General features: G+C 58.4%; 20 protein-coding genes. 7 read left to right on the forward strand and 13 right to left on the reverse strand.

What is annotated here, in order from left to right; translation table 11 throughout:
* Positions 1-5: 5 nt before the first annotated feature.
* The 7 genes from lldD to ACWPW2_RS15275 form a co-directional block, all read right to left on the reverse strand.
* The gene (gene lldD / locus ACWPW2_RS15245; RefSeq protein WP_454123952.1) at positions 6-1,193 is read right to left on the reverse strand and encodes an FMN-dependent L-lactate dehydrogenase LldD; all 1,188 of its coding nucleotides are present in this window, start codon (positions 1,191-1,193) and stop codon (positions 6-8) included.
* On the reverse strand, positions 1,190-1,966 hold the full coding sequence (gene lldR / locus ACWPW2_RS15250; RefSeq protein WP_454123954.1) for a transcriptional regulator LldR: 777 nt from the start codon (positions 1,964-1,966) through the stop codon (positions 1,190-1,192). The genes lldD and lldR overlap by 4 nt, the downstream gene beginning before the upstream one ends.
* Complete coding sequence (gene lldP / locus ACWPW2_RS15255; protein WP_124967006.1) at positions 1,963-3,618, reverse strand: L-lactate permease; 1,656 nt, start codon at positions 3,616-3,618, stop codon at positions 1,963-1,965. The genes lldR and lldP overlap by 4 nt, the downstream gene beginning before the upstream one ends.
* 261 nt (positions 3,619-3,879) lie before the next feature.
* Positions 3,880-4,242: a YibL family ribosome-associated protein gene (locus tag ACWPW2_RS15260; RefSeq protein ID WP_042718723.1), complete on the reverse strand. Its 363-nt coding sequence runs from the start codon at positions 4,240-4,242 to the stop codon at positions 3,880-3,882.
* A gap of 54 nt (positions 4,243-4,296) precedes the next feature.
* Positions 4,297-4,884, reverse strand: coding sequence for a mannitol operon repressor MtlR (gene mtlR / locus ACWPW2_RS15265; protein ID WP_454125238.1), 588 nt, complete (start codon positions 4,882-4,884; stop codon positions 4,297-4,299).
* Positions 4,884-6,032 carry a mannitol-1-phosphate 5-dehydrogenase gene (gene mtlD, locus ACWPW2_RS15270; protein ID WP_446669816.1) on the reverse strand — a complete coding sequence of 383 codons (1,149 nt, stop codon included), beginning with the start codon at positions 6,030-6,032 and terminating at the stop codon, positions 4,884-4,886. The genes mtlR and mtlD overlap by 1 nt, the downstream gene beginning before the upstream one ends.
* A gap of 109 nt (positions 6,033-6,141) precedes the next feature.
* On the reverse strand, positions 6,142-8,055 hold the full coding sequence (locus ACWPW2_RS15275; RefSeq protein WP_454123957.1) for a PTS mannitol transporter subunit IICBA: 1,914 nt from the start codon (positions 8,053-8,055) through the stop codon (positions 6,142-6,144).
* 654 nt (positions 8,056-8,709) lie between these two features.
* On the opposite strand from ACWPW2_RS15275, the gene ACWPW2_RS15280 reads away from it, so the two are divergent.
* The 4 genes from ACWPW2_RS15280 (at position 8,710) to ACWPW2_RS15295 (ending at position 13,208) form a co-directional block, all read left to right on the forward strand.
* On the forward strand, positions 8,710-9,318 hold the full coding sequence (locus ACWPW2_RS15280) for a glutathione S-transferase (RefSeq protein ID WP_454123959.1): 609 nt from the start codon (positions 8,710-8,712) through the stop codon (positions 9,316-9,318).
* Between the two features lie 92 nt (positions 9,319-9,410).
* Positions 9,411-10,787 (forward strand): L-seryl-tRNA(Sec) selenium transferase, encoded by a 1,377-nt coding sequence (gene selA, locus ACWPW2_RS15285; protein WP_454123961.1) that lies wholly within the window; start codon positions 9,411-9,413, stop codon positions 10,785-10,787.
* Complete coding sequence (selB, locus tag ACWPW2_RS15290; protein WP_454123963.1) at positions 10,784-12,634, forward strand: selenocysteine-specific translation elongation factor; 1,851 nt, start codon at positions 10,784-10,786, stop codon at positions 12,632-12,634. Before selA ends, selB begins: the two co-directional genes overlap by 4 nt.
* Positions 12,635-12,740: 106 nt before the next feature.
* Positions 12,741-13,208, forward strand: coding sequence for a 4Fe-4S dicluster domain-containing protein (locus ACWPW2_RS15295; RefSeq protein WP_454123965.1), 468 nt, complete (start codon positions 12,741-12,743; stop codon positions 13,206-13,208).
* A 19-nt stretch (positions 13,209-13,227) separates the two neighbouring features.
* Here the strand turns inward: ACWPW2_RS15295 and avtA are convergent, their stop codons facing one another.
* Positions 13,228-14,472: a valine--pyruvate transaminase gene (gene avtA, locus ACWPW2_RS15300; RefSeq protein WP_454123967.1), complete on the reverse strand. Its 1,245-nt coding sequence runs from the start codon at positions 14,470-14,472 to the stop codon at positions 13,228-13,230.
* Between the two features lie 136 nt (positions 14,473-14,608).
* The gene (locus tag ACWPW2_RS15305; RefSeq protein ID WP_454123969.1) at positions 14,609-16,645 is read right to left on the reverse strand and encodes an alpha-amylase; all 2,037 of its coding nucleotides are present in this window, start codon (positions 16,643-16,645) and stop codon (positions 14,609-14,611) included.
* A gap of 317 nt (positions 16,646-16,962) precedes the next feature.
* Here ACWPW2_RS15305 and ACWPW2_RS15310 point away from each other — a divergent pair, with 317 nt between their 5' ends.
* Entirely contained in the window at positions 16,963-17,790 is an 828-nt protein-coding gene (locus tag ACWPW2_RS15310) for a protein bax (protein ID WP_076769334.1), read from the forward strand.
* 48 nt (positions 17,791-17,838) lie between these two features.
* Here the strand turns inward: ACWPW2_RS15310 and xylR are convergent, their stop codons facing one another.
* The 4 genes from xylR to xylF all read right to left on the reverse strand — a co-directional run bounded on the left by xylR (position 17,839) and on the right by xylF (position 22,900).
* Positions 17,839-19,017, reverse strand: a complete 1,179-nt coding sequence (gene xylR, locus ACWPW2_RS15315) for a D-xylose utilization transcriptional activator XylR (RefSeq protein ID WP_454123971.1) — start codon at positions 19,015-19,017, stop codon at positions 17,839-17,841.
* Between the two features lie 102 nt (positions 19,018-19,119).
* Complete coding sequence (gene xylH / locus ACWPW2_RS15320; protein ID WP_042718639.1) at positions 19,120-20,301, reverse strand: xylose ABC transporter permease XylH; 1,182 nt, start codon at positions 20,299-20,301, stop codon at positions 19,120-19,122.
* Positions 20,279-21,820: a xylose ABC transporter ATP-binding protein gene (locus ACWPW2_RS15325; protein WP_454123974.1), complete on the reverse strand. Its 1,542-nt coding sequence runs from the start codon at positions 21,818-21,820 to the stop codon at positions 20,279-20,281. Before ACWPW2_RS15325 ends, xylH begins: the two co-directional genes overlap by 23 nt.
* An 87-nt stretch (positions 21,821-21,907) precedes the next feature.
* Complete coding sequence (xylF, locus tag ACWPW2_RS15330; protein WP_124967016.1) at positions 21,908-22,900, reverse strand: D-xylose ABC transporter substrate-binding protein; 993 nt, start codon at positions 22,898-22,900, stop codon at positions 21,908-21,910.
* A gap of 349 nt (positions 22,901-23,249) precedes the next feature.
* Here xylF and xylA point away from each other — a divergent pair, with 349 nt between their 5' ends.
* Together xylA and xylB are read left to right on the forward strand one after the other, a co-directional pair.
* A complete protein-coding gene (xylA, locus tag ACWPW2_RS15335) occupies positions 23,250-24,572 on the forward strand; it encodes a xylose isomerase (RefSeq protein ID WP_042718634.1) in 1,323 nt (440 codons plus the stop codon).
* A 39-nt stretch (positions 24,573-24,611) separates the two neighbouring features.
* Entirely contained in the window at positions 24,612-26,066 is a 1,455-nt protein-coding gene (gene xylB, locus ACWPW2_RS15340; RefSeq protein ID WP_454123977.1) for a xylulokinase, read from the forward strand.
* Positions 26,067-26,153: the final 87 nt, after the last annotated feature.

A 26,153-nucleotide genomic window follows, 5' to 3' on the forward strand; every position in this document is an offset into this window, starting at 1 on the left:
TTTTACTACGCCGCATCGCCGTGCGACAGCGGTGCCAGCGCCGCCGGGATCTCGCTCTGCGCCTGCACCAGCGACTCTTTGCTGATTTCGCGAATCGATTTCGCGCCGGTCAGCGTCATCGCCACGCGCATCTCTTTTTCAATCAGATCCAGCAGGTTAGCCACACCTTGTCGGCCATGTGTCGCCAGCGCATAGAGATAGGCGCGGCCAAGCAGCACGGTGTCTGCGCCGAGCGCAATCATCCGCACCACATCAAGGCCGTTACGAATCCCGCTATCCGCAAGAATGGCAATATCGCCCTTCACCGCATCGGCAATGGCTGGCAGCGCGCGCGCTGAAGAGAGTACGCCATCAAGCTGGCGACCGCCGTGGTTAGAGACGACAATCCCATCCGCGCCAAAACGCACCGCGTCGCGGGCATCTTCCGGGTCGAGGATCCCTTTGATCACCATCGGGCCATCCCAAAATTCACGGATCCACTCCAGGTCTTTCCAGGAGATGGAAGGATCAAAGTTGTTCGCCAGCCAGCCAATATAATCCTCCAGCCCGGTAGGTTTACCAAGATAGGCAGAGATATTGCCCAGATCGTGAGGACGACCATTGACGCCCACATCCCACGCCCACTGCGGATGCATCACCGACTGCCAGTAGCGGCGCAGTGCGGCGTTTGGCCCGCTCATCCCGGAGTGCGCATCGCGATAACGTGCACCGGGCGTTGGCATATCGACGGTAAAGACCAGCGTGGAACAGCCCGCTGCCTTTGCCCGCTCCAGCGCATTACGCATAAAGCCGCGATCGCGCAGTACGTAGAGCTGGAACCACATCGGGCGCTTAATGGTTGGCGCAACCTCTTCAATCGGGCAGACGGAGACGGTCGACAGGGTAAAGGGGATGCCTTTGGCATCTGCCGCCCCGGCAGCCTGCACTTCGCCGCGACGGGCATACATACCGCACAGCCCGACGGGTGCCAGCGCCACTGGCATTGAGAGCTGTTCCTTGAACAGCGTGGTCTCAAGGCTCAGGTCGGACATATTCTTCAGTACCCGCTGGCGGAGCGCGACCTGCGAGAGATCCTCGACGTTGCGACGCAGGGTATATTCGGCGTAAGCGCCACCGTCAATATAGTGAAACAGGAACGGCGGCAGAATGCGTTTTGCCGCGGCGCGATAGTCGCTGGCTGCGGAAATAATCATGCTTTTTTCTCCCTTAAATGAATCGGTTGCTCGTCGGGCAGGCGGGTAATGCGCGCCTGGCGGGCCCGGTCTTCGTCAAACTGGCGAATCGTGGTGTGGACGAAAGCGAGGTGCGCCATCATCGCCTGACGCGCTCCCTCGGCATCGCCCGCAAGAATGGCATTCATTACCGTGCGGTGTTGCTCCGTAAGCCGGGCGAAAACCGGCGGAACAAGGTACATCCGCTGGCGGCTCTGCTTGACCGAGGATTGCAGTAGGTCGAAGAAACCGCGCATGGTTTGCAGCAGCACCACATTGTGCGAGGCTTCGGCGATCGCCAGATGGAAACGCACATCCGCCTGCGAGGCGAGATCCGGATCATCGGATTGCGACGCCTCAAAGCAGAGCACGATTTTCTCTTTATCCGCTTCGGTGGCGCGCATCGCCGCATGCCAGGCGGTGCTGGCCTCAATAGCGTGGCGGGCTTCGAGAATATCAAAGCTGTAATCGGGGTCGTCATTGAGCAGCGTTTTCAGCGGCTGGACGATGTTCTGCTCCGACCAGGCCTCATGCTGCCAGCGTACAAAGGTTCCACCCCCGCGGCGGCTCAGCAGCACGCCTTCGCTGACCAGCATTGCCAGCGCTTCGCGTAAGGAGTTGCGTGAAACGCCAAGCTGCACGGCAAGCTGGCGCTCGGCGGGCAACTTCATGCCCGCTTCCAGCTGTTGTTCTGCAATTAACGCCCGTACGCGGTCGGCGACCTCGTCAGCCAGGCGTTTGGGTAATAGGTTCATGGGATCATCCAGGTCAGCACATAAGCCTGCAAGGTGGTGATCACGCCGACCATACAGGTGAATATCAGGCTGTGTTTGACGGTAAAGCGGAAGAGATCGGACTCTTTGCCCACCAGCCCCACCGCCGCACAGGCGATAGCGATGGATTGCGGCGAGATCATCTTGCCGGTCACGCCGCCGGTGGTGTTAGCCGCCACCATCAGCACATCCGAGACGCCAATCTGCTGCGCAGCCGTGGCTTGCAGCGCGGCAAACAGCGCGTTTGATGAGGTGTCGGAGCCGGTTAAAAAGACCCCCAGCCAGCCGAGGAACGGCGAGAAAAAGGTAAATGCGCTGCCGGTGTGCGCCAGTGCTAATGCCAGCGTCGACGACAGGCCGGAGTAGTTGGAGATAAAGGCGAAAGCCAGCACCATACCGATAGAGTAGATGGGCAGCGCCAGCTCTTTCAGCGTACCGGCAAAGGTGGTGATGGCATCCTTCGGTTTCATCTTCAGCCACACAATCGAGAGGATTGCCGCAAAGAGAATGGCGGTGCCGGTGGCAGAGAACCAGTCGAACTTATAGACCGCCGCATACGGCGTGGCGGCGTTCACCACCGGCGGCATGCGCGCCACCAGCTTATCGAGGTGCGGCACGGAGATATTAAACACCCAGTCGTAGAGCGCGCCGCCCGGCGCAAAGAGCGCTTTGAAGGGTGGAACGCTCCACAGCGTCACGGTCGCCGTCAGGAACAGGAATGGCGACCAGGCGCGCAGGATCTGCCCGGCGCTATATTTCGTGCGGGAGAGATCGAGATCGACCTGCGATGCGCCCATATCGCCAAAACGGAAAATGCGCACCGGCTTCCAGCGCTTGAGGAACAGCGTCAGGCAGACCAGCGACACCAGCGAGGAGATGATGTCCGGCAGTTCCGGGCCGATAAAGTTAGAGCTGAGATACTGCGCAATGGCGAACGACCCACCGGCAACCATCACCGCAGGCCAGGTCTCTTTCACCCCGCGCCAGCCATCCATAATCGCCATGATCCAGAAGAGCACAATAATGGTCAGGAAGGGGAGCTGGCGGCCCACCATCTGGCCGATTTCGAAGCTGTCCAGCCCGGTCACCTGGCCGGCAACCAGAATCGGAATGCCCATCGCACCGAAGGCTACCGGCGCGGTGTTGACAATCAGGCACAGCCCGGCGGCATAGAGCGGGTTAAAGCCCAGACCCACCAGCAGGGCGGCGGTAATCGCCACCGGCGCGCCAAACCCGGCGGCCCCTTCCAGAAACGCGCCAAACGAGAAGCCGACAATCAGCATCTGCAAACGCTGGTCTGGCGTAATGGAGAGAATCGACGAGCGAATAATGTCGAACTGACCGGTTTTGACGGAGATCTTATAGACAAAGACGGCGGCGATAATGATCCACGCAATGGGCCACAGACCGTAGAAAAAGCCGTACACCACCGATGCCAGCGCGCGATCCACCGGCATTTTGTAGAACAGCAGCGCAACGGCAAGGGCGATGGCGACGGTCCAGCTTGCCGCAACATAGCCTTTGAGCTTCAGCTTTATCAGCGCGAAAAAGAAGAACAGGATCGGAAGCGATGCGATGAGGCTGGAAAGCCAGAGATTGCCAGCCGGGTCATAGTTCTGTTGCCAGAGCGTCATGCAGGTCTCCTGAGAACCACGGCAAAACCGCGAGCGATAAGTCTCTGCTTAGCTCTGTCTCACAGGTTTTGTAAAAGTGGTCCTGCCAATGCGGTTGTGTAGGGTTTGTGATAACGAATGGTTATCCAAATGTTGCGGCGTGGCAATCAGGCTGTGAAGGCATTTAGTGGAACTGTGAAGCGCGGAGAAAAAGCAGAGGGAATTGGTAGGGCCAATTAAGGCCGCCCGCGCGCTCAAGGGAGGCGGGGCGGAGAGAAGCTGTCAGAACTCGGTGTTGGCGAAGCCGGTCATTGCGTCGAGACCCATTTCACGGCCCAGCGCCGTCATCGGGTGAACCACGACAATCCCGCGCACGCTTTTTTTCAGCTTGCCGAGATCGGCCTGCTCTTTCTTGGTAATCGGGCGGCTGTAGCGCATTTGCGTCAGCTTCTGCGCCTCTTTACTCAGCTTCTGGCTGTACTGGTCGCGCAGACGGGCGATTTCGGTCTCCAGCGTGGTCTTCTCTTTTTCCAGTTCGGCGTACTTCTCAGCCGCGTCAACCAGAGAGAGCTCCGCCTGCTGGTGGCGGATCGCGTCGAGACGGTCGCTCAGACGTTTAATTTCGTTTTTTTCGACTTCTTTCATGATAGGCATTTTCTTCAGGAACAAAGTGCAAGGATACAACACTTCAGGAGGGGATTACTTCTGGAATGCTTTTTTTAAGCTGATCCGTGAGATCAGCTCGGTGAGCGAAAGCACCATGGTGGAGCGCACCACCTGCTGATAACGCTGTTTTTGCATGGCGAAAAAATCTGCATCGCTGGTATCAAAGGCGGGCTGCGGCGGCAGGGCGGCGACGCAGTGCAGCTCGCCAAACGGCCCGAGGATCTCATCATCGGTGAAGGCGTACTCTGTGCCATCATGATTCAGCTCTTCGCGCAGCGCCATCAGCAGCTCGGCATCTTCATACTCGGCCCGCGAGATAACCCCGAGGCCGTAAATCAGCTTCAAACGCACAGACAAATTGCCCAGCGGACCGTCGCCGTCCAGCAGCGGCTCGACGGCATATTTCACCGCGTAGTCATCTTTGCGAAACACCTGTAGCACGAGGATATTGATCGCTTCATTGAGTAACTCAACGGCGGCAATCAAAAAACTGCGCACGGTTTTTCCCGCATTCAGACGCTCGAGTACACGGTTTTCGAAAGCCTGGGTGTGTTCCATTATTGCCTGCATATCTGACAACTTCGTTAGCTGGCGCGGGTTCTCCCGCGCCAATATCGGCATCATGCCTGGGTTTGATAAGCGTTAACGGCTTCGTGTACCACCGGGCTGTCGGCGTCGAGGCCGGAAACCTGCGCCAGTGCCGCCTGCGGGCCTTTCTCAGCAATAAGCTGAGCCAGCTCTTGCGCCTGCGGATCCTCTTCGCTGCGATAGTGCATCGCGGCGGCGATCCCTTGCACCAGGTTGGCGTGCGGCAGGTTGTACTCCAGCGTGCCGAGCAGCGGTTTAATCAGACGGTCGCCCGCGCTCAGTTTACGCAGCGGTTGACGCCCTACGCGCTCGACATCGTCTTTCAGATAGGGGTTCTCAAAACGACCCAGGATTTTCTGAATATAGGCCGCGTGCTTATCCGCATCGAAGCCATAACGCTTGATCAGCACCGCGCCGCTCTCTTCCATCGCGCCTTTCACTACGGCACGAATTTTCTCATCAAGGATCGCGTCGCGAATAGTTTGATGACCGGTCTGTTTTCCAAGGTAGGCGGTTATAGCATGCCCGGTATTCAGCGTGAAGAGCTTGCGCTCAACAAAGGCCATCAAATTGTCGGTCAGCTCCATCCCCGGAATGGTCGGCAGCGCGCCCTTAAACTGGGTTTTGTCGACAATCCACTCGCTGAAGGTCTCCACGGTCACTTCCAGCGGATCGTTGTTGGCAGACGCGGAAGGGGGAACAATGCGGTCAACGGCAGAATCGACGAAGCCGACATGCGCCTCAACCCAGGCTTTATCCTCTTCTGCCAGCTGGGCGAAAACGTGCCCTTTCAGCTGGCTGGTGCCGCGCACCATATTTTCACAGGCGATAATATTCAGCGGCGTATCGATGCCCTGCGCCTTACGTTTTACCAGCCCTTTGGCAACCGCCGGGGCGATGCGCTCCAGCACGACCGGGCCAACGGCGGTGGTGACTAAATCGACCTGCGCAATCAGGTCGACAACTTCATCGCCGATGCTGCTCACCGCATTGACGCCAGAGACGGTATCCACCTGCTCTTGTTCACCGACTACGTGAACCTGATAGCTATGACGGGCGTTGAGGGCGTCCAGAACCACCTGATTAACATCGGCGAACGTCAGTTCAATCCCCGCGTCGGCCAACAGCTTGCCGATAAAGCCACGTCCGATATTACCTGCGCCAAAATGTAATGCTTTCATAGAATGACCCTTAATCAATGTTTTTACCCGAGAGGGCTGGGGTGAGGAACGTCAGCGGCTTCTCCTCACCCAAGCCCTCTCCTCCGAAGAGGAGAGAACGTGGAGCGGATTACTGGTTCAGCAATGCCAGCACTTCCTCAACGCTTGTGGTGTGCGTGAGACGTTCGACAATCGTCTCATCATCCAGCGCAGTGGTCAGGCTGGTAATCACCTGAATGTGTTCGTTATTACGTGCGGCAATACCGATCACCAGATGCGCAATCTCATCCTCTTCTTCACCGAAGCGCACGCCCTGCGGATACTGGCAGAAGACCACGCCGGTTTTCAGGACGCGATCTTTCGCTTCCACCGTGCCGTGCGGAACTGCAATAGACTGGCCCAGATAGGTTGGCGTCATTTTTTCACGTTCCAGCATCGCGTCAATATATTCAGGCTGCACATAGCCGCCTTTGACCAGCTGCTCACCGGCAAAGCGGATCGCCTCTTCTTTCTGCGTGGCGCTACAGCCGAGGAAGATATTCTCCGCGCCCAGCTTAAACAGATGGGTGTTGGAGGTATCAAAGCTGTCCTGCAGGCTGCTGTTAACCTTCGCTTCGTTAGTCGTGTGGCGTTGGGCGGCCGCCAGACGCTCGGTCAGGCCGGTGTACAGGCCGCTGTCGAGGAAGTTGGTCAGCGAGATATGCTGCGCTTGCGGTGCCTGGCGCATGGCGCGCTCGGTCAGGTCGCGGTGCGTAATCACCAGATCGACATCAGACGGCAGGCTGTTAATCGCACTGTTGGTAACAGAGATGTTGGTCAGGCCCGCATCCTGCACTTTCTTACGCAGCACACCTGCGCCCATGGCGCTGGAGCCCATTCCGGCATCACATGCGACGATGATTTTGCGCACGTGGCTCAGATCGTTAGTGACATCTTTTGTCCCCTGCGCAGTAGTAGCGCCTTTGGACTCAGCTTTCATATCCTGCATACGGCGGGTTGCCGCTTCGATATCGTCCTCTTCCTCTTTCACTTTGCTGGTTTTCAGCAGGATTGCCGCGATAACGAAGGAGACAATCATGGCTGCGAAAATCGCCGCGAGGTTAGCGAAGTAGGCACCTTTTGGCGTCATCGCCAGTACCGCGAGGATAGAGCCAGGAGAAGCCGGAGAGACCAGGCCGCCGTTCAGCACGCTCAGGGTAAAGACGCCGGTCATACCGCCGAGGATCACCGCAATCAGCAGACGCGGGTTCATCAGCACGTACGGGAAGTAAATCTCATGGATCCCGCCGAGGAAGTGAATAATCGCCGCGCCGCCCGCAGACTGCTTCGCGCTGCCGCGACCGAAAAACATATACGCCAGCAGGATACCCATACCCGGGCCCGGGTTCGCTTCAATCAGGAAGAAGATGGACTTGCCGATCTCATGGGACTGCTGAATACCCAGCGGCGAGAAGATGCCGTGGTTGATGGCGTTGTTAAGGAAGAGGATTTTCGCCGGCTCAACGAAGATAGAGGCCAGCGGCAGCATGTCGTGAACCACCATAAAGTTCACGCCTGCGGCGAGCGCTTTCGAGAGCACTTCCACCGCCGGGCCAATCGCCAGGAACGCCAGAATGGCGAGGATCATCCCGATGATGCCAGCGGAGAAGTTGTTCACCAGCATTTCGAAACCGGACTTGATCTTACCGTCGACGGCCGCGTCAAATTTCTTGATGCAGTAGCCGCCCAGCGGGCCTGCAATCATCGCGCCGAGGAACATCGGCATATCCGCGCCTACGATCACGCCCATGGTGGTGATAGCACCGACCACGCCGCCGCGATCGCCGCCTACCAGGCGACCGCCGGTAAAGCCGATCAGCAGTGGCAGCAGGTAGGTAATCATAGGGCCGACGAGTTTCGCCAGCGTCTCGTTAGGTAACCATCCTGTCGGAATAAACAGGGCGGTGATAATCCCCCACGCGATAAAGGCGCCGATATTCGGCATCACCATATTGCTCAGGAAACGACCAAAGCTTTGCACCTTGATCTTGATATCGGATGACATAGAACACCCCTTCTTATGTTTGCTAGCGCACAGGCCGGAAGCCCGAGGTTTATTGTTAATGTGGCGGCAGAGGTAGCCGGACCTGAATTGTCTGTGATGCGGAATCTGGCACCGAATCGTTAACCTGTCCAGATGACACACTTTTATGTGATCTCGATCACGATGAAGAGAGGGGTTATCCACCATTAACAGTGATTTTCGTCACAAAAAATGAGTGTAAAAAAAGAACAGTGCGCAGAATTTGTGCGGCATCGGGCATTAAATGTGAGTTATGTCACATTTATTTGCCGAAGGTTTGTTAGTAATTTGTGACATCAATCACAAGATATTTTCCTCGGAAAATTCCGAACGTGATCGACCGCAAAGTGCGTCTTTTCACCAGCCCAAAGATGTAACTCCCTTTCATCATCCAGGTGGTAATGATGCTGGCATAAGAAATTGACACGGTGATGAACGCAACGCGCGCCTTTTATGCTTTAAGAGAGGCTCTTTTTTTCAGTAAGAGGTTCCTGGTTTTCGCGGCCTGACATTCCAGCACGGGTTAAAAGGACTATTTTATTAATGCCGGGCGATGTAAAGAGGTTCGCTGTACAACCCCCGCACGTGACGTACACTCTTTTTTATCCCTGCGGCAAATTTCAAAAGGACACGGCAATGAAACTGATCGGCAGCTATACCAGCCCGTTTGTACGCAAAATCTCCGTCATACTGCTGGAAAAAGGCATCACCTTTGAATTTATCAATGAGCAGCCCTACAGCGCCGACAGCGGCGTCGGTCACTACAATCCGCTCGGCAAAGTACCGGCGCTGGTCACCGATGAGGGAGAAGTGTGGTACGACTCGCCGATCATTGCGCAATACATTGACCTGCTGGATGCAGAGCCGCCGATGCTGCCGGACGATGCTAAGGCGGCGCTGAAAATCCGCCAGCTGGAAGCGCTGGCCGACGGCATTATGGACGCTGCGCTGGTCTCGGTGCGTGAATTAGCCCGCCCCGTAGAGCAGCAGTCGCAGGCGGAACTGCTGCGCCAGCGGGAAAAAGTCTCTCGCGGTCTGGATGCGCTGGAGAAGTGCCTGCAAGAGGGCGAACTCGGTGTCGATACGCTTAATCTTGCAACCATCGCGATTGCCTGCGCCATCAGCTACCTCAACTTCCGCCGCGTCTCGCCGGGCTGGAACGTCAATCGCCCGTTGCTGGTGAAGCTGGTGGAAAATCTCTTCCAGCGTGAAAGCTTTGCCCGCACGGAACCGCCCAAGGCGTGATCCGTGTTATGCCCGCCTGAGAAAATCGCTGTACAATCCCCCTCACGTCAACACCCCTGACGGGAGGGGTAACTCCACAGCCGGGCCTTTTCATGACAACTCTTTACAGCCAGATTCCTTCGACCGATCGCCTGTTACGTGATGAGGCGTTCGCATCGCTGTTAACCACGTATGGCCACAGCCGCGTCACGCAAACCCTGCGTCATTTGCAGGATGAAGCGCGCGCAGAGATCCGTGACGCCCGGCGCTTGCCTGCCTGGTGTGAAAACTGGGCGCAGGCCGCGTTACAGCACCTGGAGCAGGAAAACAGTGGCGCGTTGCGTTCGGTGTTTAACCTCAGCGGCACGGTGCTGCATACCAACCTCGGGCGCGCGGTGCAGTCGCAGGCGGCCATTGATGCGGTGACGACGGCGATGGGCTCGGCGGTAACGCTGGAGTACGATCTCGACGGTGCCGGGCGCGGTCATCGCGATCGCGCCATTGCGGCGCTGCTCTGCCAGTTAACCGGCGCGGAAGATGCCTGCATCGTCAACAACAATGCCGCGGCGGTGCTGCTGATGCTGGCGGCAACGTCATCCGGTGGTGAAGTGGTGGTATCGCGCGGCGAGCTGGTGGAGATTGGCGGCGCGTTTCGCATTCCTGATGTGATGCGCCAGGCGGGCTGCATTTTGCATGAAGTGGGCACCACCAACCGCACCCACGCCAAAGATTACCGCCAGGCGATCAATGCCAATACCGCGTCGTTGATGAAAGTCCACATCAGTAACTACCACATTGCAGGCTTTACCAAAGCGGTGGAGGAAGCCGAGCTGGTGGAACTGGCGCAGGAAGCCGACCTGCCGGTGATTGTCGATCTCGGCAGCGGCTCGCTGGTCGATTTAAGCCTCTACGGTTTACCAAAAGAGCCGATGCCGCAGGCGCTTATCGCTGCGGGCGTCAGCCTGGTGAGCTTCTCCGGCGATAAGCTACTCGGTGGGCCGCAGGCGGGGATTATCGTTGGTAAAAAAGCGTTGATTGAACAGCTTCAGCACCACCCGCTAAAACGCGCGCTGCGGGCGGATAAAATGACCCTCGCGGCGCTGGAAGCGACGTTGCGCCTCTATCTGCACCCGGAAAAACTGACGCAAAATCTGCCGACGTTGCGCTATCTCACCCGCCCACAGGCGGAAATCCGTGACCAGGCCCAGCGCTTATGCGACGCGCTTACCGCCCGCTACAGCGAGTTTGCGCTGCGCGTCGAGCCCTGTCTGTCGCAAATTGGCAGCGGATCGCTGCCCGTCGAGCGGCTGCCGGGCGCGGCGCTAACCTTTACCCCGCATGACGGCAGCGGCCGTCGGCTGGAAGCGCTGGCAAGCGAGTGGCGCGCGCTGCCGCAGCCGGTGATTGGCCGTATCTATGAGGGCCGTCTGTGGCTCGACTGCCGCTGTCTTGATGATGAATCCCGCTTGCTGGAGATATTGCTGAAATGATTATTGCCACTGCCGGGCATGTTGACCACGGCAAAACCACCCTGATCGAGGCCATTACCGGCGTCAACGCCGACCGCTTGCCGGAAGAGAAGCGGCGCGGCATGACCATCGATCTCGGCTACGCCTACTGGCCACAGCCGGATGGCCGCGTGCCGGGCTTTATAGATGTGCCGGGGCATGAAAAATTCCTCAGTAATATGCTGGCGGGCGTCGGCGGTATCGATCACGCCCTGCTGGTGGTGGCCTGCGACGATGGCGTGATGGCGCAGACCCGTGAACATCTGGCGATTTTGCAACTGACCGGCAACCCGGCGCTGACCGTCGCGCTCACTAAAGCCGATCGCGTCGACGAAGCGCGTATCAACGAGGTGCGCGAAGAGGTGGAGAAGACCTTACGGGAGTTTGGCTACCCGCAGGCGACGCTGTTTGTCACCGCTGCCGCCGAAATGCGCGGCATTGATGAACTGCGCGCGCACCTGTTGCAGCTGCCGGAGCGGGCGCACCCGGAGCATCAGCGCTTCCGGCTGGCGCTGGATCGCGCCTTTACGGTGAAGGGGGCAGGGCTGGTAGTCACCGGCACGGCGCTCTCCGGCGATGTCCGTATCGGCGATACGCTGTGGCTCACCGGCGTTAATAAGCCGATGCGCGTGCGCGGTCTGCATGCGCAGAATCAACCCGTTGAACATGCTCACGCCGGGCAGCGCATTGCGCTGAACATTGCCGGTGATGCGGAAAAAGAGGCGCTCAGCCGCGGCGACTGGCTGCTGTCGCAACAGCCGCCTGCGCCAACGGAGCGGGTGATTGTTGCCCTCCATAGCCATACGCCGCTCACCCAGTGGCAGCCGCTGCATATCCATCACGCCGCCAGCCATGTCACCGGGCGCGTGTCGCTGCTGGAGGATGGCCTAGCCGAGCTGGTGCTGGATACGCCGCTATGGCTGGCAGATAACGACCGGCTGGTGCTGCGCGATATCTCCGCGCGCACTACGCTTGCGGGCGCTCGCGTGGTAACGCTGAACTCGCCGCGGCGCGGCAAGCGCAAAGCGGATTACCTGGCGTGGATCGCCGCCCTTGCGCGTGCTGAAGATGATGCGCAGGCGCTCAGCGCGCACCTGTCGCGCGGCGCGGTGGATCTCACCGCCTTCGGCTGGGCGCGCCAGCTCAGCGCCAGCGGCCTGAATCTGCTGCTGGAAAATCCCTGTTTTATTCGGGCCGGTAATAACCTGCTCGATGCGCCGATAGCCGCCCGCTGGCAGCGCAAGCTGCTGGAGACGCTGGCAACCTACCATCAACAGCACCATGACGAACCCGGCCCTGGCCGCGAGCGTTTGCGCCGCATGGCGCTGCCGATGGAGGATGAAGCGCTGGTCTTAACGCTGATTGAGCGTATGCGCGAGAGCGGCGATATCCAGAGCCATCACGGCTGGCTGCATCTGCCGGAGCATAAAGCGGGCTTTAACGATGAGCAGGCGCAGCTGTGGCAGAAAGCCGCACCGCTCTTCGGCGATGAACCCTGGTGGGTGCGTGATTTAGCGCGTGAAACGGGGGTTGATGAGCAGGTGATGCGCGGCGTATTGCGCCAGGCGGCGCAGCAGGGGCTGATCACCGCCATCGTCAAAGACCGCTACTACCGCAACGATCGCATTGTCACCTTCGCCAGCATGATCCGCGATCTCGATCAGGGGCGCGGCTCCACCAGCGCGGCGGATTTTCGCGACCGGCTTAATGTCGGGCGCAAGCTGGCGATTCAGATCCTCGAATACTTCGATCGCATTGGTTTTACCCGCCGCCGTGGCAACGACCATATTCTGCGCGACAAGGCGCTCTTTATTAACGAGAAGGGGTAAGGCACTTCGCCCGGGGATAAATGTGCCGATCTGCCGGGTGCGATCAAAGCACGCAGGCAGTTTTTTCTGGCACTCTCGCTCTTTTCAGCCTCAGGCGGGAGGACGCGTGAACCGATTTATCATCGCCGATGCGGCAAAATGCATCGGCTGCCGCACCTGCGAAGTGGCCTGCGCGGTGTCGCACCAGCAAAATCAGGATTGTTCGGGCCTTAATCCCGCCCGTTTCTCTTCACGCATTCGCGTGGTCAAAACCGGCGACTTTTCCACGGCAGTTACCTGCCATCACTGTGAAGAGGCGCCCTGTGCCAGAGCCTGCCCGGTTGGTGCCATTTACCGCGCGCAGGGCGCAGTGCTGGTGGAGCAGGCGCGCTGTATTGGCTGCAAAAGCTGCATGATCGCCTGCCCGTTTGGCGCAATGGAGGTGACTTCAGCGCCGTTACAGGCGCTGAAGTGCGATCTCTGTCAGCACCGCGACGGCGGGCCAGCCTGCGTTGAGGCCTGCCCGACGAGCGCGCTGAGTTGTGTCGATCCGGCGCGCTTACGCGAAGCGCGGCTAAAAAGCCTGCCCGCGTAACCCTCTGTTAGGCGCTGTGCTACTGCCAGGCGCGCTCCACCTCTTCGGCGAGGATTTTAACGCCCGCTTCGATAAGCTCTGGCTCCGGCACATAGTTCATGCGCATGCATTGATGGGTGTGCGGCCACGGCTTATCGAGGCCGGGGAAGAAGTAGTCTCCCGGCACCATCAACACGCCGCGTTTTTTCAGGCGCTGGTACAAAAGCTCGGTGCTGATCGGCAGATCTTTAAACCACAGCCAGAGGAAAATCGCCCCTTCCGGTTTGTGGATCAGGCAGCGCTCCGGCGGCAGATAACGGCGCAGCGTGGCGATGGTCTCCTGCACGCGCTGGTAGTAAAACGGCTTAATCACCTCGTTAGAGAGGCGCAGCAGGTCTTTGCGCTTAATCATCTCGCACATCATCGCCGGGCCAATGCCGCCCGGTGAGAGGCTGATAATGCCGTTCATATTGCGAATGGCAGAGATCACTTTGTCATTGGCGATAATAATGCCGCAGCGGCTGCCCGGCAGGCCCAGCTTCGACAGGCTCATGCAGAGAATGATATTCGGGTTCCACAGCGGGCGCGCTTCGCTGAAGATAATGCCGGGGAAGGGGACGCCGTAGGCGTTATCAATCACCAGCGGGATATTGTGCTGATTGGCCAGCACGTCCAGCTTCATCAGCTCCTCATCGGTGATGACGTTGCCGGTCGGGTTGGTGGGGCGCGAGACGCAGATCATCCCCGTTTCTTCACCAATATGCAGGTGCTCGAAATCGACGTGGTACTTAAACTGCCCTTCCGGCAGCAGTTCGATATTGGGTCGCGTGGAGACGAAGAGATCCTCTTCCAGCCCGGCGTCGGCGTAGCCGATATACTCGGGTGCCAGCGGGAAGAGCACTTTGCGCGTGCTGCCGTCGGCGCGGCGGCCGGCAAAGAGGTTAAACAAGTAGAAAAACGCGCTCTGGCTGCCGTTTGTCAGTGCAATGTTCTGCGGTTCAATATCCCAACCTAACTCTTCACGCAGCATCGCGGCCAGCGCCGTCAGAAGCTCGGTTTTACCCTGCGGACCATCGTAATTACACAGGGCATCCGTGGCGCTGCCGCTCTCCAGCATCTGTGAAAGTAGCTGCTGGAAGTAGTCGGTCATCGCCGGGATTTTTGCCGGGTTGCCACCGCCGAGCATGATAGCGCCTGGGGTGCGTAAACCGTCGTTAAGATCCTCCATCAGACGCGTAATGCCTGAATGTCGGGTAAATTTGTCGCCGAAAAGTGAAAATGTCATCGCTACTGCTCTGTCGGGCTGCGGGTGAAAGTGGCTAACCATAACGCTCTCACCCGCGAGGTGCAAATCTCCCTTCGTCGCAGTTTATCGACGTTTGCTCTTAACAAGATTGCTTTATCAGCACAATATTCTGGTATTAATTCTGCTGTGTACGTCCGGCCCAGACGACCATCACTTTATCCTCGCCCTGGGTGCGCACAAAGCCGTAACCCTGCGACAATGTAAGCGATGTTTGCTTGCCGCTGCCGAGTGCCGGATGGCGGGCGCGGAACTGGCCAAGCGTCTGCCAGTGGCGCAGGCTGGCGGCGGCTTTACCGTCAAGATCCTGCCAGTTCATCTGCGATCGTGTGCCCTGTAGCGGATCCGAACCCGTCGGGCCGAATGGACGATCGGATTCGTCGCCGTAGAAGATCTGCACCGCACCAGGGGCAAGCAGCAACAGCTCTGCCGACTGCGCACCGCCTTCGCGGAACAGGCGGGTATCGTGTGAGGAGAGGTAGCTCAGCACATTAAAGCTTTGCAGCTTCTCCGCCATCTCTTGCCAGACGCTGTCCATATTCGCCAGGCAACTGGCTGCATCTGCGGCCTGCTGCTGGTAATCAAAGTTGATCATCGCATCGAAACCGTGCTGATAGTAAGCGCTCTGCATCACGCCGTGCCCCCAGGACTCGCCGGTCATCCAGAAGGGCGCATCGTCGATTTTTTTCTGCGGGTTGGCCTGTTTCCACTCCGCCAGCGCCGCCGTTGCCTGGGTTTTCAACTGCTGCCAGGCCTCCAGCTCAACGTGCTTGGCGGTATCAACGCGGAAACCATCAATGCCGTAGTCGCGCACCCACTGGCTCAGCCAGTGGGTCAAATAGTCGCGTGGCGTGTAACCGGCAATCTCGCGCGCGGCGGTATCCGGTTTATGGCGATAAAAGAGCGGCAGCCCGGAAGCCTCTTTCGATTCGGTTTTCAGATCCGGCAGGAAGGCCAGCGACATCGTCAAATCGTCGAAACCGGGGTTGTCGTAATCGCCAATATCGGTGCGGATCCACTTTTTGCCCCACCAGTTTTGCCAGGCGGTTTTATCGCTGAAGTTGATGTAATCATTGAAGCTGTGCCAGGTTTGCCCGGCGGCGGGTTTCCAGTCGGTCCAGTGCTCGCCGAGGATTTTTTTACGCTCCTCCTCTTTCAGGTAGAGCGCGCCGAACTGGTAGGTCTGCATATCCGCAAGCGTTGCGTAACCGGCGTGGTTCATCACCACATCAAACAGCACGCGGATGCCGCGGCGGTGCGCTTCATCAACCAGCGTGCGCAGATCGTTTTCATCGCCCATATTGGCGTCGAGGCGCGTCCAGTCGAGCGTGTAGTAACCGTGGTAGGCGTAGTGGGGGAAATCCCCTTTGGTGCCGCCGCCAACCCAGCCGTGGATCTGCTCCAGCGGCGAGCTGATCCACAGCGCGTTTACGCCAAGTTTTTGCAAATAGTCGAGCTTGCTGGTCAGCCCCTTCAGGTCACCGCCGTGAAAGGTGCCAATCTCCTGCATGCCATCTTTGTGCCGCCCGTAGCTGTTGTCATTGGCGGGATCGCCGTTGACATAGCGGTCGGTCAGCACGAAGTAGACCGTGGCGTTATGCCACTGAAACGGTGCCGCGCCGCGCGTCTGCGCTGGCTCAAGCAGCAGCAGGCCGTTGCTCTCTTTCGCTGGCAGCAGCGTGATTTTGCCCTCGCGCACCGTTGCGGTTTGCTGGCTGTAGAAATCCCGCACTTCGCTGCCTTCCGGGAAGGTGTCGCCCACCGGAATGGTCAGCGGTTTATCGCTGCGCACCGGGCACTGGCGCGCCACCACCGCTTGCTTCTCTGCCGGGGCTTTCACGCTGATTAACAGCGTCGGCGTGCCGGAGCGGGTATCAAGCTGGAGCTGATAGTCGCCGTCGCGGAAGATGCGCCACTGCGGCGCGCTGGCGCTGCACGGCACCAGTGACAGCATCTGATTGAGCTTGATGGCACCGGCAGGCTGCCAGCACGCGTCGCCTTGCTGTACGGTAACGGGCATCTCACCCTTTTTCAGCGTTGCCTGGCTGCGCCAGACGCCGGTGCCGTCGTCGGTTAATGCGGGAAAACCGGCCGCCGTCCAGTTGGCGCAGGCGACGCCGGGCAGTAACAGCAGAAGTAAGGCAGCGTGTTTCATCAATAAGCCCCGTGATAGCGATTTTCCCTAGTGTGCCCGTCTGCTGGCCCGGGTAACTCCTCCCCATCGCCGGTTCGCCAGGGAGGAGAGCTAAGGTTGAGAAAATACGTAAAACGTGCGGTTTTCAATATTGCGATAATCGCCGCAATTTTAAGAACTTGTGCGTTTTATATGCAGTTTACTGGTGACATAGTTTCAGAATTGGATTATTTCTGTACGTGCCCGATAAGGTTAATTTTGGTATGATTTGCGATTCAGCCCGCAAAATCGTGCATAAAAGAAGGCGTTGGAATGCTTATATCCGACCAGGAGACCTAATGATATCGATACCCATGCGACGAAGTGGGGCGACGATACTCATGTTTTTCACCTTGATGTTTTCAGGTGGAGTGCTGGCAAAAACGCACACAGAAACAGCGAGTCACAAAGCCCACGTCACTAAGGCAAGCGTAAAAAAACAGGCAAGCAGTAAGAAAGAGTATTCTCGCAATAGTGTAAAAAGCCGTTCACTTCCTGATTTGCGAAAATACCCTTCCGGGACACCACGAAAGAGAGCGTTTCTCCGGACCGTAATGCCTTACATCACCAGCAAAAACGCTGCGATCACCGCGGAGCGTAACTGGCTGCTCAGAAAACAGTACGACAGCCAGTGGTCGCCCTCTGAGCGCACGCGTATGAAGGATATTGCCAAACGCTACAAGGTAAGCTGGTCCGGGAATACGCGCCGTATTCCGTGGAACACGCTGCTGGAGCGCGTTGACATTATTCCGGACAGCATGGTTGCCACTATGGCCGCAGCAGAGAGCGGCTGGGGCACCTCTAAGCTGGCGCGCAGCAACAACAACCTGTTCGGCATGAAGTGCGCGAAAGGCGCCTGTAAAAGCGGCTCGGGCAGAGTGAAAGGCTACTCGCAGTTTGGCTCGGTGCAGGAGTCGGTAGACGCTTACGTCACCAACCTGAATACGCACGCGGCCTATGCTTCATTCCGTAAATCCCGTGCGCAGCTGCGTAAAGCGGACCAGGAAGTGACGGCGACGGCGATGATCCACAAGCTGAAGGGCTACTCCACCCGCGGCGCGAGTTATAACAACTATCTGTTTGCCATGTATCAGGACAATCAGCAGTTAATTGCCGCCCACATGTAACCCCGCTTGCTGAAACGCCTTCCACCCGGAAGGCGTTTTTCTTTGCGCCTAGATCAGGATTTCGCTGTAGCGATCGCGATAATCCTTCGGCGTGCTGTCGTAGGCCTTGCGGAATACCGAGTAGAAGTACTGCAATGACGGGTAGCCGCACATCTGCGAAATCTCATTGATAGAGAGCGAGGTGGAGATCAGCAGGCTGCGCGCTTTCTCCAGCTTCTCGGCGTGGATCACTGCGTGAATGGTTTCGCCCACCTCCTCCTTGAAGCGCTTCTCCAGATTGGAGCGCGAAATACCGACCGCATCCAGCACCTGATCGACCTTAATGCCTTTGCAGGCGTGGTTGCGGATGTAGTGCATCGCCTGAATCACCGCCGGATCGTTCAGCGAGCGGTAATCCGTTGAACGGCGGGCAACCACCCGCATCGGCGGCACCAGCAGACGCTGCAACGGCATCGCTTCGTTATCCAGCAGCCGGTGCAGCAGCTTTGCGGCCTGGTAACCCATCTGCCGCGTGCCCTGCGCCACCGAGGAGAGCGCGACGCGGGAGAGGTAGCGGGTCAGCTCTTCGTTATCAATGCCGATCACGCACAGCTTTTCCGGCACCGGGATATGCAGATGGTCGCAGACCTGCAAAACGTGGCGCGCCCGCGCGTCGGTGACGGCGATAATCCCCGTTTGCGGCGGCAGCGTTTGCAGCCAGTCGGCAAGGCGATTTTGCGCATGCTGCCAGTTTTCCGGCGCGGTGGTCAGCCCCTGGTAGACCACACCGCGATACTTCTCCTGCGCCACCAACTGGCAGAAGGCATATTCCCGCTCGGCGGCCCAGCGCTTGCCGCTCGAGGCGGGCAGGCCGTAAAAGGCGAAGCGATGCACCCCTTTCTCTTTCAGGTGCAGAAACGCGCTCTCGACCAGCGCGTGGTTGTCGGTGGCGATATAGTGCACCGGCGGGTAGTGCTCCGGCGTGTGGTAAGAGCCGCCGACGCCGACAATCGGTACATCGACATCCGCCAATAGCCGCTCAATCTCCCGGTCATCGTAGTCGGCGATCACGCCGTCGCCGAGCCACTCCTTAATGTTCTCAATACGGGCGCGGAAATCCTCCTCGATAAAGATATCCCACTCCGATTGCGACGCCTGAAGATACTCCCCAACGCCTTCAACCACCTGACGGTCGTAGGCTTTATTCGCGTTAAATAACAGCGTGATGCGATTGCGCTTTTCAAACATAGTGGTTCGCTTCCTGACTATTCATCAGTTCTGATTACCATATTCAACACACTGCCGGACAAAAATAATCCGGCAGTGTGATCGCGCCTCGGTTCGCCCGGCTCAGGCGCGACGTTTGGTGGCGGAGTCCATCCACACCGCCAGCAGTAAAATGGCTCCTTTGACGATGTACTGCCAGAAGGTGGGGACATCCATCATGCTCATGCCGTTATCCAGCGAGGCCATAATGAAAGCGCCCATTACCGCGCCCGCCACGCTGCCGATGCCGCCCGCCAGGCTGGTGCCGCCAATCACGCAGGCGGCAATCGCATCCAGCTCGGCAATGTTCCCGGCCGACGGCGAACCGGCACCGAGACGCGAGCTGAGGATAAGCCCGGCAATCGCCACCATCAGGCCATTAATCGCAAAGACTGCCAGCTTGGTGCGCTCAACGTTAATACCGGAGAGCCGCGCCGCTTCAAGGTTGCCGCCGATGGCGTAAATGCGGCGGCCAAAAGCGGTGCGCGTCGCCATAAACAGCCCGGCCAGCAGCAGAAAGACCAGCAGCAGCACCGGCGTCGGCACGCCGCGATAATCATTCAGCAGCCAGATGGCACCGAGCACAATCACCGCGATCAGCGCCTGACGGCCAACCGCATGGCCGGAAGAGGAGGTGGCTAAGCCGAGCGACTGGCGGCGCATGCGCCCGCGCCACTGCCAGAGCACAAAGGCGACCAGCCCGAGCGCGCCAACGCCGAAGCCCACGCCGTCCGGCAGATAGCTCTGGCCGATTTGCGACATCGCCGCACTGGTGGGGGAAACGGTGGTGCCGTTGGTAATGCCGATTAACACGCCGCGAAACGCCAGCATCCCGGCAAGGGTGACGATAAACGACGGCACTTTGCGATAGGCAACCCACCAGCCGTTCCACGCGCCGAGCAGCAGGCCAAGCAGCAGCGTCACCACCACGGTGAGGGGCAGCGGCCAGCCGAGCCAGACGTCAAAAATAGCCGCCGCACCGCCCAGCAGACCCATCATCGAGCCTACCGAGAGGTCAATCTCGGCCGAGATAATGACAAACACCATCCCCACCGCGAGGATGCCGGTGATGGCGGTCTGGCGCAGCAGGTTAGAGATATTACGCGCGCTCAGGTAGGCACCGTCGGTCATGCCGGTGAAAAAGAGCATGATCACAACGATGGCCGCAAGCATCACAAACACCTGCAGGTTGAGTGATTTCAGCCCGGAGAAGGGGCCCGGCGACGCGGTGGATAACTGACTTTCAGACGGGTTGCTTTTCGACATGATGTTCGCTCCTCAGCGCCGCTTCCATAACCTGCTCCTGGGTCAAATGACGGTTGATAAGATCGGCTTTCAGCTTCCCTTCGTGCATCACCAGCACGCGGTCGCTCAGGCCCAGCACTTCGGGCAGCTCGGAGGAGATCACAATCACCGCGATCCCCTGCTGCACCAGTTGGTTAATCAGTTTGTAGATTTCATATTTCGCGCCGATATCGATGCCGCGCGTCGGCTCATCAAGGATCAAAATGCGCGGGTTGAGCAGCAGGCAGCGGGCGAGAATCGCTTTCTGCTGGTTGCCGCCGCTCAGCCGGCCAATCGCCAGCTCCGGCGACGAGGTTTTTACTTTCAGCCGCTGGATGGACTGCAAAATGCACGCCTGCTCGGCGGCGTCATCGAGGCTACTCAGGCTGCCGGTAAACTGGTTTAGCGCCGCCAGCGTGATGTTTTTGCCCACCGCCATCACCGGCACAATGCCGTCGCGCTTGCGATCCTCCGGTACCATGGCGATGCCGTGACCAATCGCCTGCTGGCAGTTGCGGATCTCAACCTCCTTGCCATCCAGAAAAATTTTTCCCTCCCAGCGCCCCGGCCAGACACCAAACAGGCACTGCACGGCTTCGGTGCGCCCGGCGCCGACCAGCCCGGCAATGCCGAGGATCTCGCCGCGCTTGAGGCTAAAGGAGACGTCATTGACGCGTTTGATATGGCGGTTAACCGGATGCCAGGCGGTGAGGTGCTCGACGCGCAGGATCTCCTCGCCGTGGGTGTGCGGTTCATTGGGGTAGAGCGCCGTCAGCTCGCGGCCGACCATCATGGTGATGATGTCATCTTCACTCATCCCTGCCGCATCGCGGGTGCCGATATGCTTCCCGTCGCGGATAACGCAGATGACGTCGGAGATGGCTTTCACTTCATTAAGCTTATGGGAGATGTAAACGCAGGCGATATCGTGGTTGCGCAGGTCGCGGATGATATCGAGCAGTACCGCCGTCTCCTGCTCGGTCAGCGAGGCGGTCGGCTCATCTAAAATCAGCAACCGTACCTGCTTGTTCAGCGCCTTAGCGATCTCCACCAGCTGCTGCTGGCCCAGGCCTAAGTCACCGACGCGGGTATCGGGCGAGATGGCGAGGCTCACCTGTTTGAGCAGCTTCTCGCAGCGCAGGGTCATCTGGTCGTAATCCATCACGCCGTGGCGGGTGATCTCCGCGCCAAGGAAGATGTTCTCCAGCACCGTGAGATGCTTCACCAGCGCCAGCTCCTGGTGAATGATGGCGATCCCTTTACGCTCGGTATCGCGGATATGGTTTGCTTGCAGAAGCTCCCCTGCAAAGTAGATTTCGCCTTCATAGCTGCCGGTCGGATAGATGCCGCACAGCACTTTCATCAGGGTCGATTTACCCGAACCGTTTTCGCCGCACAGGGAGAGCACTTCGCCCGCGTTAAGTTGCAGGCTGACGTTATCAATCGCCTTCACGACGCCGAAGGCTTTGGTGATGTTCTTCATTTCGAGTAAGTAAGGCATGGCTGCTCCACGTCGATCGCTTATCAGACAGCGCCTGAAGTGAGGGCGGCGGCGCGCCTGATTCTGAACTCAGGCGCGCCGTCGTTTTCAGAGCTGATTCTTCTGGTGGAAGCCGTCTTTGATCACCGTAGCGTCAATATTCTCTTTGGTGACTTCAATCGGCGTCAGCAGGCGGGCAGGCACATCTTTCAGGCCATTATTGAGTGAGGCATCGGCCTTCGGCTGCTTACCGTTGCCAAGCTCGACGGCGATCTCCGCCGCGGTGTTGGCAAGCTGGGTGATAGGTTTATAGACGGTCATCGTCTGGCTGCCGTTCATCAGGCGTTTGACCCCGGCGAGATCCGCATCCTGGCCGGAGATGGCAACTTTGCCCGCCAGCCCTTGCGCGCTCAATGCCTGAATAGCGCCGCCAGCGGTTGCGTCATTCGAGGCAACCACGGCATCGATTTTATTGTTGTTGGCGGTCAGCGCGTTCTCCATTATTTTCAGCGCGTTTTCCGGCAGCCAGCCATCGACCCACTGATCGCCGACAATTTTAATTTTCCCGCTGTCGATATAGGGCTTTAACACCTTCATCTGCCCGGCGCGGAACAGCTTGGCGTTATTATCCACCGGCGAGCCGCCCATTAAGAAATAATTACCCTGCGGCACCTTATTGACCAGGCTTTGCGCCTGTAATTCCCCGACTTTTTCATTGTCGAAGGAGATATAGAAATCGATATCCGCATTATTAATCATGCGGTCATAGGCCAGAACTTTAATTCCTTCCTGTTTGGCTTCTTTCACAACGTTACTTAATACCTGACCGTTGTAGGGAATAATAACCAGCACGTCGACGCCGCGGTTGATCATATTTTCGATTTGCGACATCTGGGTCTCTTCATTACCGTTCGCCGACTGGACAAAGACATCGGCACCGAGAGATTCGGCTTTCTTAACAAAAATGTCGCGATCTTTTTGCCAGCGTTCAAGACGGAGATCGTCAATCGCCATGCCGATTTTTATCGTTTTGGCATGGCTGAACGTGCTGGCAAGCAGCAGGGTGGCGCAGAGTGTAAGGCAGAGATTCTTTATCTTCATAATAGGAATACCTTTCGTAGGGTGGTGTGCGAGATAAAAGAAACGTGCACTGCTTAGAACGAGCAAATTCTTAACGCAGAATGGAATAGTGGCAATTACAGATTTTAATAGGCGGGTTACGTTTTTTGGTTTATTTGCTGATTTATGACCCCGATCTTATTTTAAAAAAAATAAAACTGGCGTTGCATAAAAAACAGGAAAGCACCTCGCAGCAACTTTTGCGGTTATTTTGCGAGCCAGCGCACGTTTGCGTATTCTCTCAATGGCAGTGTGAAATAACGTAATTGAGCAAGGCGCAGAGAGAATCCAGTATTAACTCAGATATGTTCACTCGCCAATGGAGCTCATTATGCACGCTTATTTTGACCAGCTGGATCGGGTTCGTTTTGAAGGTTCAAAGAGTACGAATCCGCTCGCGTTTCGTCACTACAACCCGGATGAGCTGGTGCTCGGGAAACGCATGGAAGATCACCTGCGTTTCGCCGCCTGCTACTGGCACACCTTCTGCTGGAACGGCGCGGATATGTTTGGCGTCGGCTCCTTCGATCGCCCGTGGCAGCAGCCGGGCGAGGCGATGGCGCTGGCAAAACGCAAAGCCGATGTCGCCTTCGAATTCTTCCATAAGCTCAATGTGCCCTACTACTGCTTCCATGATGTCGATGTCTCCCCGGAAGGCGCCTCGCTGAAAGAGTACCTGAGCAACTTTGCCGAAATGGTTGATGTGCTGGGGGAAAAACAGCAGCAGAGCGGCGTCAAACTGCTGTGGGGCACGGCAAACTGCTTTACCAACCCACGTTACGGCGCGGGCGCGGCCACTAACCCGGATCCGGAAGTCTTCAGCTGGGCGGCAACCCAGGTGGTGAGCGCGATGAACGCCACCCATAAACTCGGCGGCGAAAACTACGTGCTGTGGGGCGGACGCGAAGGGTACGAAACCCTGCTCAACACCGACCTGCGCCAGGAGCGCGAGCAGATTGGCCGCTTTATGAACATGGTGGTTGAGCATAAACACAAAATCGGTTTCCGCGGCACGCTGCTGATTGAGCCAAAACCGCAGGAGCCGACCAAGCACCAGTACGATTACGACGCCGCGACGGTCTATGGCTTCCTGAAACAGTTCGGGCTGGAGAAGGAGATCAAGCTCAATATCGAAGCCAACCACGCCACCCTCGCGGGCCACTCTTTCCATCATGAAATCGCCACCGCCATTGCGCTGGGGCTGTTTGGCTCCGTCGATGCCAACCGCGGCGATCCGCAGCTCGGCTGGGATACCGACCAGTTCCCGAACAGCGTCGAAGAGAATGCGCTGGTGATGTATGAAATCATCAAAGCGGGCGGCTTCACCACCGGCGGCCTCAACTTTGACGCCAAAGTGCGTCGCCAGAGCACCGATAAATACGATCTTTTCTACGGCCATATCGGCGCGATGGACACTATGGCGCTGGCGCTGAAAATCGCTGCCCGCATGGTCGAAGAGGGCGAGCTGGATAAACGCGTCGCCAAACGCTACGCGGGCTGGAATGGTGAGCTGGGCCAGCAAATTTTGCAGGGGCAGCTTAGCCTTGCGGAACTTGCGAAGTACGCTGAAGAGCAGAACCTGGCGCCGCGTCACCAGAGCGGTCACCAGGAGCAACTGGAGAACCTGGTCAACGCGTATCTCTTCGATAAGTAACCGGCTTCTGCGCGGCACACTCAACAAGGAGTAGTCACTATGTATATTGGGATCGATCTCGGTACCTCGGGCGTGAAGGCGATTCTGCTCGGTGAGCAGGGCGAGGTGCTGGCCTCCCATACGGAGAAACTCAGCGTCTCTCGCCCACACCCGCTATGGTCGGAGCAGGATCCCGAAAGCTGGTGGCAGGCGACGGATCGCGCCATCCAGGCGCTCGGCGCGGCGCATTCGTTGCAGCAGGTGAAGGCCATCGGCCTTGCCGGGCAGATGCACGGCGCGACGCTGCTCGATAGTGAAAACCGCGTTCTGCGCCCGGCGATCCTCTGGAACGATGGTCGCTGTGGTGAGGAGTGCGGGCTGCTGGAGGCGCGGGTCGCTAATGCCCGTGCGATCACCGGTAACCTGATGATGCCGGGCTTTACCGCGCCGAAGCTGTTGTGGGTGCAGCGGCATGAACCAGAGATCTTCGCAAAGGTGGCGAAGGTGCTGCTGCCGAAAGATTACCTGCGGCTGAAGATGTCCGGCGTCTTTGCCAGCGATATGTCCGATGCCGCAGGCACCATGTGGCTCGATGTGGCGAAGCGCGACTGGAGCGACGAGATGCTCGCCGCCTGCTCGCTGTCGCGCAGCCATATGCCAGCGCTTTTTGAAGGCAGCGAGATCACCGGCGAACTGCTGCCGGAAGTTGCCCGGCGCTGGGCGATGCCAGTGGTGCCGGTTGTTGCAGGCGGCGGTGACAACGCCGCTGGCGCGGTCGGTGTCGGCATGGCGGACGCGGGGCAGGCGATGCTCTCGCTCGGCACATCCGGCGTCTACTTTGCCGTCAGCGAAGGGTTTCTCAGCAAGCCGGAAAGCGCGGTACACAGCTTCTGCCATGCGCTGCCGGGGCGCTGGCACCTGATGTCGGTGATGCTGAGTGCCGCTTCCTGTCTGGACTGGGCGGCGAAACTGACCGGCATGGAATCGGTGCAGGCACTGATTAGCGCCGCGCAGCGGGCGGATGAGAACGCGGGCGATATCTGGTTTCTGCCCTATCTCTCCGGGGAGCGCACGCCGCACAACAACCCACAGGCAAAAGGCGTCTTCTTTGGTCTGACCCATCAGCATGGCCCGGCAGAGCTGGCGCGTGCGGTGCTGGAAGGGGTGGGGTATGCGCTGGCAGACGGGATGGATGTGGTGCACGCCTGCGGTGTGACGCCGCAAAGCATTACCCTTATCGGCGGCGGCGCGCGCAGCGACTGGTGGCGGCAGATGCTGGCCGATATCAGCGGCTTGCAGCTCGATTACCGCACCGGCGGGGATGTTGGCCCGGCGCTGGGTGCGGCGCGGCTGGCACAAATCGCCGTTAATCCCGGCGTACCGCTGGCAACGCTGCTGCCACAGCTTCCGGTTGAGCAGCAGCATCAGCCGGACGCGCAGCGTCATGCGCACTATGCCGCGAAGCGCGACACCTTCCGCCGCATCTATCAGCAGCTGTTACCGCTGATGTCATAACCTTTCCGGCCCACTTGCAACGGTGGGCCGTAATCACCCTGATGTTGTCCTTTTTTGGTCTTAGCAGCAGCGTAAACCCTTGCCAGA

This window comes from Kosakonia sp. Marseille-Q7440 (assembly GCF_965119485.1).